Here is a 12,526-nt window from a genome sequence, read left to right on the forward strand (position 1 = left end):
GATCAGCCGTTCAAGATTCCCGGCGGGGTGAGGAGCCACGCGGCGTGGCAGTGTGTACCGGCAGCGGGCGAGTCCCCGGCTACAACGCGGCGCCTATGGAGCGGTGGTCCGCCGAGTAAGCCTCCGACAGCATCGCTACACGACGGAAGGTCGTTCGATGAAAAGCAACTACGGCGACAAGCTCGTCCTATTCCTAAGCCATTCGGGCGCTGATTCGGATGCGGCGCTCAGACTCGCTTCGCGCCTGGAGGACACTCCCGCGCTGCGTGATCGCGGGCTCACGATCTGGATCGACAAACGGCATCTCGTACCTGGGCGCGATTGGCAGATGCAGCTCGAGGTGGCGATCCAGGACGCCCATGGTTTTCTCATCTACATCGGCTCGCGGGGCACCGTCAACTGGGTGGAGCGGGAGGTGAGACTGGCTTTGAGTAGGGCAGCTAGCGATCCCGGATACCTCTTTATCCCGATAGTCAGTTCGGAATGTGGGACGTTTGAGGAGGCGCATCTCCCTGCTTTTGCCGGTCTATATCATGCCGCGCGACAGGTCGAGAGCGACCCTATCGAGTTTACAAAATTGGTCAGGGCGCTATTGGGAGATCACGATTCGCTCCAGGCCGTCCGTTTGGTCGAAACGCCCTACATTGGACTGCGAAGCTTCGACATGGCGCATGCGCACCTGTTCTTCGGTCGTGAAAAGGAAATTGTCCGCGTGCTAGAGGAGTTGAGGCACGGCTCGCTGTTGATGGTGGCGGGGGACAGCGGTTCCGGCAAGTCGTCGCTCATCAAGGCGGGCGTGATCCCGCGTTTCCTCGGCGGAGCCCTGGAGGACCATGCGCGAGATCTCCCCGATGAGCGCGCATGGGTGTGCATCGAGATGCGGCCCGGTTCCCCGTCGCGTGATCCATTTGAAAATCTGGCGCACGCAGTCTACAAGACGGCACGTGCGACAGGGGCGTCGCACAGCGATGGCGACAGCATGCGCAACTTGGTTCGTTCACAAGATGTCTTCCGGATCGGCGACGCGCTGCGAGACGCCGTGCCCTCCAACGCCTCGATCCTCCTGTACGTCGACCAATTCGAGGAACTCCTGACCCTTTGTCCGACCGAGCGCCGAACACCATTCTTGGACGTGATCTGTGCTATGGCATCTGAGGGAGACCCAGCCCTGGCAAAGGTGCTCATGTCCATGCGCTGGGACTACTACAACCTGTGTTCCCAGTACCCAACCTTTTTCAAAGCTATAGAGCAGGCCAAGCACCCCATCGCCCCGATGGAACGCGGCCAATTGATTCGCTGCATCGTCGAACCGCTGAAGCTCGCGGGACAGGACGCCGCAATAGCGCAGCGGTTCGGCGAGCGGGTCTTGCATGACGTTTCCGGCGAACCGAGAGATCTTGCATTGCTGCAGATGGCCATGAAGCAGACTTGGCGGGGGCTACGCGACCATGGGGGCGACCTTCATGCGGCATACGAGGCAGCGGGGCTGGTATCGGGCGCGCTCGCCAAGGAAGCCGAACGGGTCTATGAAAAGGTGCTCAATGACCACGAGCGGCGCGAGGTCGAGCCGCTGCTATTGCGCCTCGTTCGCCTCGGGGACACCGGCGGCGTCACGCGGAGGGTCGTTGTGGCCGAGGACTTGTCCGGTGCAGCGCTTGCGGTGGCGCGTAAGCTGGCCACTGAGGAGGGGGGGCGACTCCTACAGGTGCGGGCGCGCCCGGAAGAAGAGCGCGTGAATAACGGCGAAGTGGAGCCCCGCGTGACCGTCGAGCTATCCCACGAAAAGTTAGCGACCCAGTGGCCCCGCTACCAGGGCTGGCTCCAAGATGCGGCGCACGACAAGCGCATCCACGATGCCCTCGTCAGCAGGTCACGTCGCTGGGAAGATGCTCCTGCAAGGGAGCGGAGCAAGCATCTGCTCACCGGCGCCGATTTGGAGCAGTGCGGTGCGCTCGCCGGGAGTCGGCCCACGTGGCTTTCGGAGTCCGAGCGTGCATTTGTGGAAGAGAGTCGCGCGGCGCACGAATGGCAAATCAGACGGGAGCAAAAATCGACCCTGTTGATCCGCCTCTGGAGTTGGCTCTCCGTCGTACTGGCCGTTGGGGCGGTCGGGTTCGCGGTCTGGGCTTTCAACTCGTCGCAGGAAGCGGCGGAGCGCCTAGCGGATCTCGCCTGGACGAATGCCGTGATGCATCGCGACTTGCTTCACCATCCGCTGCATGCCCGCCACTACGCGGCGGAGGTCGCGGCCAGGACTCGCGACACCGTGCGCGCGCAGAACGCGGCTTACGCTGCGCAGTTCTCCACTTTCCTGCCCTATCGCCTCGTGGCAGTGCTCGGCCATGGCGCGAGTATCGGTGCTCGGTTCGACAAGGACGGTGCGCGAGTGCTGACCTGGAGCGACGACGGGACGGCGAGGGTGTGGGAAGCGGCCACGGGCAAGGCGCTGGGCGAGCCGATGAAGCACGCAAAGGAGGTGTCGGGCGCGACCTTCGACAAGGGCGGTGCGCGGGTGCTGACCTGGAGCGACGCCGAGGCTCGGGTGTGGGACGCGGCCACGGGTAGGGCGTTGGGCGAGTCGATGAAGCACGCAAAGGAGGTATCGAACGCGGACTTCGACAAGGGCGGTGCACGGGTGCTGACTTGGAGCTCGTGGGACGGGACGGCGAGGGTGTGGGAGGCGGCCACGGGCAGGGCGCTGAGCGACCCGATGAAGCACGCGGGGGGAGTAGCTGGCGCGACCTTCGACAAGGACGGTGCGCAGGTGCTGACCCGGGCCTCCAGCGAGGCGCGGGTGTGGAATGCGGACACGGGCAAGGCGCTGGGCGAGCCGATGAAACACGCAGGGGCAGTACGGGGCGCGATCTTCGACAAGGACGGTGCGCGGGTGCTGACTTGGAGCGACGACGAGACCGCGAGGGTGTGGAAAGCGGCCACTGGCAAGGCACAGGGCGAGCCGATGAAACACGCAAGGGCAGTACGGGGCGCGATCTTCGACAAGGACGGTGCGCGGGTGCTGACCTGGAGCTACGACGGCACGGCACGGGTGTGGGAGACGGCCACTGGCAAGGCGCTGGGCAAGCCGATGGAGCACGCAAGGGAGGTATCGGGCGCGATCTTCGACAAGGACAGTGCGCGGGTGCTGACTTGGAGCAGAGACGGGACGGCGCGGGTGTGGGAAGCGGCCACGGGCAAGGCGCTGGGCGAGCCGATGAAGCACGCAAAGGAGGTATCAGGCGCGATCTTCGACAAGGACAGTGCGCGGGTGCTGACCTGGAGCCAAGATGGGACGGCGCGGGTGTGGGAAGCGGCCACGGGCAAGGCGCTGGGTGAGCCGATGGAGCACGCATCGGAAGTATGGGGCGCAATCTTCGACAAGGACAGTGCGCGGGTGCTGACCTGGAGCCAAGATGGGACGGCGCGGGTGTGGGAAGCGGCCACAGGCAAGGCGCTGAGCGACCCGATGAAGCACGCAAAGCTGGTATGGAAGGCAGAGTTCGACAAGGACGGCCTGCGGGTGCTGACTTGGAGTGATGACGGGACGGCGCGGGTGTGGGAGGCGGCCAATTTCGAGCCGATGAAACACGCAAAGGCAGTATTGGGCGCGGAGTTCGACAAGGACGGTGCAAGGGTGTTGACCTGGAGCAAAGACGGGACGGCGCGGGTGTGGGAAACGGCCACTGGCAAAGCGCTGGGCGAGCCGATGGAGCACGCAGAGGGGGTATCGGGCGCAATCTTCGACAAGAACGGGGCGCGGGTGCTGACCTGGAGCGACGACGGGACGGCGAAGGTGTGGGAAGCGGCCACGGGCAAGGCGCTGGGCGAGCCGATGAAGCACGCAAAGGAGGTGTCGGGCGCGACCTTCGACAAGGACGGTGCACGGGTGCTGACCTGGAGCCAATCGGACGGGACGGCTCGGATGTGGGAGGCGGCGACGGGTAAGGCGCTGGGCGAGCCGATGGGGCACCCAGGGGGCGTATTTGGCGCCGACTTCGACAAGGACGGCACGCGGGTGCTGACCTGGAGCCAGTACGGCAATACAACGCGGGTGTGGAATGCGGCCACGGGCAAGGCCCTGAGCGAGCCAATAGAGCACGCATTTGCGCTAGCGGGCGCGACTTTCGACAAGGACGGTGCGCGGGTGCTGACTTGGGCTTACAACGAGGCGCGGGTGTGGAATGCGGACACGGGCAAGGCGCTGGGCAAGCCGATGAGGCACGCCGCCGAGCTGGTGCGGGGCGCGACTTTCGACAAGGACGGTGCGCGGGTGCTGACTTGGGGCGATGACAAGACGGCGCGGGTGTGGGACGCGGCCACGGGCAAGGCGCTGGGCGAGCCGATAGAGCACACAAAGGAGATGTCGGGTGCGATCTTCGACAAAGGCGGGGCGCGGGTGCTGACCTGGAGCCTATCGGAGGGGACAGCGCAGATGTGGGACGCGGCCACGGGCAAGGCGCTGGGCGAGCCGATGAAACACGCAGGGGAGGTATGGGGCGCGGACTTTGACACGGACGGCGCGCGGGTGCTTACCTTGGGCGATGACGAGACGGCGAGGGTGTGGGAGGCGGCCACGGGCAGGGCGCTGGGCGAACCGATTCAGCACGCTGGGGTATCGGGCGCGATCTTCGACAACAACGGTGCGCGGGTGCTGACCTGGAGTGAAGACGGGACGGCCCGGGTGTGGGGACGAGGAGTCAAACTGGGCTTCCCGCGAAAGCTGCTTCCGCTAAGGGTCCAAGTGGAATCCGGAACTAGGCTTACTTCAACCGGGGAACTCGAGACAATTAGCGCAACGGAATGGCGACGTCTGAGACACGGGTATGAGGAGCAAGCGAGGCAATGATCTGGATGTTGACTGCCAGGAGGTCAGTCGCGCGCCTGGCAACGCTGGCCTGTGGTCCGCAAAAATCCCCTCCGCCGTCTCACCGGTAGATGGTTGGCTCGGACTGAACACCGTGGCACGATGACGCCATGGTGATGCTCGTGCAGATCGTGCTCCGCCTGATTGAAGACGCCCTGCAGTGGCTGGTGCTGCTGGCGCGCTCGGATGAGTCTGTCCGCGCCGAGAATCTTGTGCTGCGTCGCCAACTGGCCATGTTCGTCGAGCGCGGCATCCAGCCTCGTCGCGTGGATGCCGCAACCCGAGTCAGTCTGGCCGTGCTGACGCGTCTGTTCTACTGGCGCAATGCGGTGGTAGTCGTGAAACCGGCCACGATCGTGCGCTGGCATCGCGCCGGATGGAGGCTCTTCTGGCGGATGAAGTCACGGCCGGGAAGGCCGCCGATCCCTCGGGAACTGCGCCTGCTGATTCGGCGGATGGGACAGGAGAACCCACTGTGGGGCGAAGAGCGCATTGCCAACGAGTTGCTGCTCAAGCTGGGCGTGCGGGTCTCGCCGCGGACGGTCCGCAAGTACCTGCCCAAGCGACCTCCAGGTCGGCCTCGCGGTGATCAACGCTGGTCGACATTCCTGAGGAACCACGCGAACGCGATTCTGGCGTGCGACTTCTTCGTGACCGTCACCGCGACGTTTCGACTGCTCTACGTGTTCGTCGTCATCGAGCACGGCAGCCGCCGACTGATGCACGTGAACGTCACCGCACATCCGAGCGCGACCTGGACGCTGCGGCAGATGAGAGAGGTAATCGCGGAAACTGACGAGCACCGGTATCTGCTCCATGACCGGGACAGGATCTTTGCGAAGCACCTGGACGATTCGATCCGGGCGTTGGGCTTCGCAGTCTTGCGCTCCCCGTTCGCAAGTCCGAAGGCGAATGCCATATGTGAGCGGGTCATCGGAACGATTCGCCGCGAGTGCCTGGATTGGGTGATCCCGCTTTCGGAGCCGCACTTGAGATCGATCCTTCGAGAGTGGGTCGCGCATTACAACGCCGGACGCCCTCACAGCGCATTGGGACCGGGCGTTCCGGGCCCTCCTGGTGGCTTGGCGCGGCGACCGAAAGCCGAAGCTCGGCATCGATGGGTGCCGGGCGCGAGCGTGCGCGCAAAGCCCGTATTGAGTGGATTGCACCACGAATACACGTTGGCTGAGTTGGCGGCACCCTGTAGCCGCTCTCCACAGTCCATCGACCCGTCCCCGGGGGACTGCCGAACACCCCCACGTCAGCATGATGCGCAGACGAGTTTTTGCGGAGCACAGCCCGGCTGGGTGGTGCAAACTAGTTCGTCGCGGGAACTCAGCCTGGTGCCGCTCGGCAGCATGACGCTGCCGGAGAACAAGTCCTTGCAGTTCTGGACCAAGGGTGAGCAGTGGCGCGGCCCCATGTCGCTCGGGCTGGTGACGCCGGGGCGCACGCTGCGGATTGCGCTCGACAAGCTTCCGCCGCTGGAGCCGAATCAGCTTTTCGAGTTGACGCTCGAACCGCCGACCGGTTCGCCGCTCGACCGGCCGACCGGGCCGGTGCTCTACATCGGGCGCGCTGTAAAGGTGCTTTGAGAAGCTGAGTCGGCCTTCCGAGCCTACCTTGGGCCGGCCACGCTGCATCGGCTGGGCGCGGCTGCTCAAGAGGGTGTTTGAAGTCGCCGTGCCGCACTGCCCGAATTGTGTCGGAGGCGAGCTTACTGTAAAGCGTTAGTTAGGGGTCGAGAAAGAGGGGGACATCGCGGCGTTAGTTACCCTCAATTCCGCTTACGAAGCAAAAGCAGTGATCCGGTCAGTACTGTCGAACAAATTGATATATCGACTGAGCTTGACCGGCTCTACCTGCCCAGCGATCTTGATGTACGCCCGAACCAAAGAGTGACCATTTGCCAGTTGAGACAGCCGAAAGCAACTGGACCGATGATGATGCGCCTTGTAGCGATAGACCGAGTAAGAGGGCGGTCGGGCATCGGGGGACTCGTAGGCCGGGTGAAGGTAGTACGTCACCTCTTCGATCCGATCCAACGCCTTTGCGGTCCCAAACACGGCCAGATCCCAACGGTACATGAGCGCTTCGAAGGCAAGGTCATGTTTGGGGCTGCGCCAGCTGGTATGGATCATAGCGAGATGATCGTCAGTGACTCGTGCCCCACGGCGTGGCGCGGCAAGCTCTGTCGACGGGGAGCTTGGCTTCACTTTACTGCGCACGGCCTGGAGAAAGTGCAAGTATTCCGCGTTTGCGCGACTGCCGGTCCAATTGCTCAAATCCGGTGTTTGAAGCTGGCCGAACGGCAATGGAGGACGTGATGCATCGATCTTGACCTCGATCAGAATCCCGCGCTCGATACCCCAGTTTGCTTCGGATCGGACCCACCGAGATCCCACCGATGAAGCCGACCAAAGAACGACTACTGATCGGGACAGCTCCAATTCCATTTGAATAACCTCGGTGAAGTCCACGCCGGCGAGAATGCTACGGTCCCAAAACACATCTAAGCCATCACGCGCCAACGCGTCAGCCAAGCGGCCTGCGGTTGCACGGTCGCGGCTTGAGTAGCTCAAGAACACCTGGGTGGAGGATGTCTCCTTGGCTTCTGTCTTTGCCATTTTTGTTTGAGTTCGTGGTGGCCACGCTCCCAACGAAAGGAGCGTGCAGTGCGCCAATATACTGCTTGCCGCTAAATTAACGGATCGCGGATCGCGGCGCCTGCCGGCGCGCTGCCCGAACTTGAGCCGCGTGTTCAGCAGCGAAATCCGGCTTGGGCCGCGAAGGTTCCCATCATGGCATTCTGGAGTACACGGAGATGAAGTACGTGTGCTTTGGGGCGCTGTGAAGCGCTGATGGCGTCCTCACGCGGGCTCTGGTGCGAATCGCGTCCCGCGTAGTAGGCTGTGGCCTTTTGAACTGAAGGCGAACCGATGGCGCAGAGGCTGCAAGCATGGACGAGCTTTTCAAGGGCCGGCACTTCGAGCGTGAGGTCGTCGTCCTGTGCGTTCGCTGGTACCTGCGTTTCAAGCTGAGCCTTCGCGACCTTGTGGAGATGATGGCCGAGCGTGGCCTGGCCTTGCCGAACACTTCGCCGTACTCGGTGAGCAAGCCGCGCAGTTCGTTGGTCTGCATCGCGTCCTTACCTTGACCAGTTGCTGCCTCATGCGGTGCAGAGCCAGCACCGCTTGCTGCGCTTCGGTATTCACCGCCGCGCGCTTAGCGTCGCCTTGGCGAACCGCCATCCAGATTGCGCGCGCATCGATCACGTCACTCTTGTTGCCGGTGACGAACGCCTTGACCGCCCCTGGCCGGCAAGATCACAACTTCGTGCCCGAGCTGACTGAGCTCGCGCGCCCAGTGCTGCGCGCCGCCTCAAGCCTCCATGCCCACTAGGCACCGGGTGCGGTTAGCAAAGTGCTCCAGAAACTTCGCCCGCTTGAGCTGCACGTTCTTGATCTCGCCCGTTTCGGGCTCCACCCAGCAGGCCTGGAATACGTTCTTGGCCAAGTCCACACCAACGACGTTTGCGGCAGTAACATTCATTTCGGAACCTCCGGTTTGCCTGTGAAGATTTCCATCTTCACCCTTTGGGCACTTCGATGCCGTGGGCCCGGAGGTTCCACGTCCTTGCCAGCGCGCCAGCGTCACGCCACTTCCACGTTACGGGGGGAGGCGTCCATTCCATATTCTTCAAGATCTTCGATCGCGCGGCCGTGACGATCGCCGGAGTCGAGCTGCTGCATCGCATCCGCAAAGGCCAGTTCAATCTGGGTCGTCTGCATACTGCGGGCCAAGCCGCGCCCGCGATCTGGAACGCGGTGCTTTCAGCTTGACCGTGCAACACGCTCACGAAGCCGCTCGGCCGCGCGGAAATTTTGCACCAGAGCCAAAAGAACGACCGCAACCATGCGCAAGCCATCGTCGAACGGCCCTTGACAGCTCGCTCGCACCCTGTGATTGTTCGGTATCAACTGCGTCCTCACCACATCAGACGTGGCGGTCCATCACAGACCAGTGACGTTTGCACTGAGCAAGCCTCTACCTGAACGTTTCGACGGATAGAGCATGAGCGACCAATCTTCACACGTCACACTGGCGCCGACGCGAGCGACTCGGCGCAACCTCACCGTCGTGTTCTCGGATCTTTCAGATTCGACCACACTCGCCGACTCCATGGAGGCCGAGCACTATGCTGAATTGCTGGGTCAGCTTGGCCAAGTTTGGGCCGACGTCGTGTCGAGGAACTGCGGCACTATCGTCCGCATCCAGGGCGACGGCATGCTGGCGATCTTCGGCTATCCGGAGGTACGCGAAGACGATGGTAGGCGGGCAACCGAGGCCGCGCTGGACTTTCACGGGGCCGTGGCGCAGATCCAGCATCACGGGGTGCAAGCGCTCGGCCCACTCGGACTTCACACCGGTATCCACGCGGGTCTCGTTCTTCTCGAAGAGGGTGACCTTCTCCGGGGGCGTTTCGAACTTCTTGGCAACGCACCCAACATCGCCGCTCGGCTCTCCGATGCAGCTGAGCGCAACGAGATCCTGGTAAGCGAAGAGACGCTAGGCTTCGAACGCCAGTTCTTTCGCACCGGTCAACGCCGAGAACTCCGATTGAAAGGTCACACGCAAGCCGTCATCGTATTTCCGATACTTGGGCGGACGCTTGTACATACCCGGTTCGAGGCGCAGGTCCAGCGCGGATTGAGCCCCTTTGTCGGCCGGCGGCACGAACTGCAGACGCTCCAGAGCAGCCTGAGCAAAACCCTAGCAGGTGAGCCCGGCTGCGTCGCTGTTTCCGGGCCTACGGGCGTGGGCAAAACGCGACTGATGGAAGAATTCCTCCGTCACGCCTCGGCACTGGAATGCCAGCTGTATCGGGGCTATTGCGAGAGCTACTTGAGCGCAGAGCCAATGCAACCCTTCTTGCAAATGCTGCGCTCATTGTTCCATTTGCATCACGGTACCTCTGGCGTCGTTGCAGCAGCGTGCGTCGACCAAGTGCTCTCCGAGATTCGGCCGGGTCTTGCTGCCAACCGGAGGGCAATTCTCGGGGCACTCTCTGTCAGCAGCCCCAGGGCCTCAATTGGTGACCCGAAGCGTCCTGCGATGGAAGTCTTGATTGGTGCGATGTGTGAACTGTGCGCGGCCTTGGCGTCGCGAAGGCCGCTTGTGCTTTTCATCGACGATTGGCAGTGGGCCGACGACGCTACAAGCCAGGTCCTCAATGCGGTTCGCAGCCTCGATCGCAGCGCAATATTCGTTCTCATCGCCACGCGCGGTCTAACGGCCGGTGACCCCATCATCGGCGGTGCAAAGGTGCTCGAACTTGCACCCCTGAACGAGGAAGAGGCCGTCGAAACCATTCGGCATCTGCTACCCAAGGGCAACCCTTTCATGGTGCAGGAGGTGCGAAAGTATGCGGGGGGCAATCCTCTCTACATCGAGGAGTTGTGCCACTCGGCGGCCCATGGCGATCTGACTCGCCGGCTCGGTCAGCTGCATGGAGGCGCGGCTTGGCTGAACGCGGTGATCGAGACCCGCGTAAGGCGACTGACCGACGTGCAATCTGATTTGGTCCGCACCGCGGCGGTCATCGGAAATGTGATTCCGACCTGGCTGCTGCTCAGAATCACAGGCTATGCGCAGGACGCCCCGCTGGTGCGAAGCCTGGCGGAGCAGGACTTCATTTTTCCCGGTGACACGTCTAGAACGCTTCGCTTCAAGCACGGGATCACGCGCGATGTGATCTACCAGTCTGTGGGCCTCCACGAGCGCGAGGCCATGCATATGCGCATTGCCGATCTGATACGTGAACAAGGGCTAATGAGCAGCGAGGAAGAACCTTTCGAGGCACTGGCCTACCACTACGGTGCAGCAAGCCAGCACGCGTTAGCTGCGCACTATGCAGAGCTAGCCGGCGACAAGGCCATGGACGCCACGGCACTCGATCGGGCACATATTCAGTACCGGGCCGCGCTTGCTGCCTTGGATCGCCTGGAGCCATCAAAGCCACTGTCATTGCGATGGATCTCAATTGCTCAAAGGTTGGGGTTTGCATCTGTCTTCGATCCATCAAAGGATCAGCTGGCAGTGTTTCAGCGCGCCCTTGAGTTGGCCATCGAGAGCGGAGAGGAAGCTCTCGTAGCGCGGGCCCACTACTGGCTGGGCTATTTCAATGGCGCGCTCGGCGAAACGCGCCCGGCGCTTCACCATTGCACGCTTTGCTTTGAGGTCGCTCAGCGCATCGGGGACGATCGTTTGACGGTCCAGGCGGCAGCGGCATTGGGACAGATTGAAGCCGCTTCGGCCAACTATGATCGCGCTCTCGAACTGCTAAACAGCGCGATCGCAGTCAAACGCAGTCACCGCACAGGCGTTCGTTTGTCCGTCGGTCTTGGCTATACCCTTGCCACCAAGGCACACGTGCTGGGGGATCGAGGTGAGTTTACGCAGGCGCACGAGTGCTTCGACGAAGCCTTACATGCGATCGGGGGCGCCAACCATCAGGTCGAGGCCGCTACCCGAATATTGCAGGGCATCGTGCTGCTATGGCAAGGCCGCTGGGACGAGGCCAGACAAGCCGCTGCCTGCGGATGTCGCATCGCCGAAGCCGGTCGCAATCTATCTTACTTTTCGATGGGTGGCGCGGTGGGTGCCTATGCCAATTGGACGTTGGATCGGACAGTCGACTCTCTGCAAGCTTTGCTGGACGCGGCGGTTTGGCTCGAGCCGCGCGGCAGCCCTTTTTCTTCGCTGAACCACGGTTGGCTCGCGGATGCCTTTGTGACCGAAGGGCGTCTGGCAGAAGCACGGCTCCGCGCCGCGCGAGCCATCTGCCGCATGCGAAAGCGCGACTTCCTGGGGGCTACGATGGCCTATCGTGCGCTGGCCCGCAAGGCTGCGGAAGCTTCGGATCTCAAGCGGGCCCGGCACTACATCGACCTCGCGATGGAGGTGGCGCGAGCACGCCAGTCGGCGCACGAAGCGGCCGTGACGAAGCTGTGCTGCGCAAGAATCGAAGTGGCGATAGGGTGCAGGGATCGTGCCGAACTTCTCCTCGATCAAGCTCTTCGTGGCTTCGAAGTCATGAGCATGCAATCGCATATCTCAGAGGCGTCAGCGGTGAGCAGGGTTCTGTCGCCGTAACGCCGTAGATCCCCAGTGTAGCCAGGCTGGCGAGTGCCACTTGGGACGAAAGTAGAGCTTCGACTCCGGCGGCCTGGCGGCATTGTCACGTTGTCGATGGCATAAGCTTGATCGATGCAAAAGACGACGAGATCGCTCTATCACGGGCACCGGTTCCCGGCGGTGGTGATCAGCCAGGCAGTGCGCTGATTTCAGCTGAGCCTGCGCGATATCGAGGAACTGCTGTTTGAGCGCGGTGTGGTCGTCAGCTACGAAACGATCCGGCGCTGGTGCGTAAGTCAGTATGACTTCCGGCGAAATGCTGGCCAGCCGTAGCAACTGCTTGCGCGGGTTAGCAAAATGCCAGAGCCGCACTACGTAGCGGGCGCTGCGTCGCGGTGTACTCGCCACGGAGGCCAGTGATCTTGCCCCCGTATCTCAGGACACGGCCTATACGCAATGTAGCGCCGGTTGTTCAAGTTGAGCGCGGCGTGTCTGCTCAACCCGTTGCCGCCTGAACTCGCGCGGCGA

The 12,526-nt window shown here is 62.6% G+C and carries 5 protein-coding genes and 4 pseudogenes; 6 read left to right on the forward strand and 3 right to left on the reverse strand.

Annotated elements, in window-relative coordinates; genetic code table 11:
- Positions 1–157 precede the first annotated feature (157 nt).
- From QTI04_RS32595 to QTI04_RS32605, 3 genes and pseudogenes are all read left to right on the forward strand, one after another.
- A complete protein-coding gene (locus QTI04_RS32595; protein ID WP_286619371.1) occupies positions 158–4,843 on the forward strand; it encodes a TIR domain-containing protein in 4,686 nt (1,561 codons plus the stop codon).
- Between the two features lie 788 nt (positions 4,844–5,631).
- Positions 5,632–5,904: pseudogene (locus tag QTI04_RS32600) on the forward strand (integrase core domain-containing protein); the annotation flags it as partial.
- 78 nt (positions 5,905–5,982) lie between these two features.
- The gene (locus QTI04_RS32605; RefSeq protein WP_286619377.1) at positions 5,983–6,456 is read left to right on the forward strand and encodes an anti-sigma factor; all 474 of its coding nucleotides are present in this window, start codon (positions 5,983–5,985) and stop codon (positions 6,454–6,456) included.
- Positions 6,457–6,648: 192 nt separating this feature from the next.
- On the opposite strand, the gene QTI04_RS32610 is transcribed toward QTI04_RS32605, so the two are convergent.
- The gene (locus QTI04_RS32610) at positions 6,649–7,488 is read right to left on the reverse strand and encodes a toll/interleukin-1 receptor domain-containing protein (protein WP_286619373.1); all 840 of its coding nucleotides are present in this window, start codon (positions 7,486–7,488) and stop codon (positions 6,649–6,651) included.
- 332 nt (positions 7,489–7,820) lie between these two features.
- On the opposite strand from QTI04_RS32610, the pseudogene QTI04_RS32615 reads away from it, so the two are divergent.
- Positions 7,821–7,961, forward strand: a pseudogene (locus QTI04_RS32615) (IS6 family transposase); the annotation flags it as partial.
- Here QTI04_RS32615 and QTI04_RS32620 read toward each other — a convergent pair.
- Positions 7,955–8,413 (reverse strand): annotated as a pseudogene (locus tag QTI04_RS32620) (IS110 family transposase); the annotation flags it as partial. The pseudogenes QTI04_RS32615 and QTI04_RS32620 overlap by 7 nt on opposite strands.
- A gap of 101 nt (positions 8,414–8,514) precedes the next feature.
- Positions 8,515–8,652, reverse strand: coding sequence for a hypothetical protein (locus QTI04_RS34220; protein ID WP_336621923.1), 138 nt, complete (start codon positions 8,650–8,652; stop codon positions 8,515–8,517).
- A gap of 283 nt (positions 8,653–8,935) precedes the next feature.
- Between QTI04_RS34220 and QTI04_RS32630 the strand changes: the two genes are divergently transcribed.
- Positions 8,936–12,016 (forward strand): AAA family ATPase, encoded by a 3,081-nt coding sequence (locus QTI04_RS32630; protein ID WP_286619375.1) that lies wholly within the window; start codon positions 8,936–8,938, stop codon positions 12,014–12,016.
- A 114-nt stretch (positions 12,017–12,130) separates the two neighbouring features.
- Positions 12,131–12,289: pseudogene (locus QTI04_RS32635) on the forward strand (IS6 family transposase); the annotation flags it as partial.
- Positions 12,290–12,526 lie beyond the last annotated feature (237 nt).

The organism is Variovorax sp. J22R115 (assembly GCF_030317005.1).
Taxonomy (GTDB): domain Bacteria; phylum Pseudomonadota; class Gammaproteobacteria; order Burkholderiales; family Burkholderiaceae_C; genus Variovorax.

Coding starts and splice junctions, on each gene's coding strand:
- QTI04_RS32610 (WP_286619373.1), bottom strand. CDS start 7,488: ATGGCAAAGACAGAAGCCAAGGAGACATCCTCCACCCAGGTGTTCTTG.
- QTI04_RS34220 (WP_336621923.1), bottom strand. CDS start 8,652: ATGCAGACGACCCAGATTGAACTGGCCTTTGCGGATGCGATGCAGCAG.
- QTI04_RS32630 (WP_286619375.1), top strand. CDS start 8,936: ATGAGCGACCAATCTTCACACGTCACACTGGCGCCGACGCGAGCGACT.
- QTI04_RS32595 (WP_286619371.1), top strand. CDS start 158: ATGAAAAGCAACTACGGCGACAAGCTCGTCCTATTCCTAAGCCATTCG.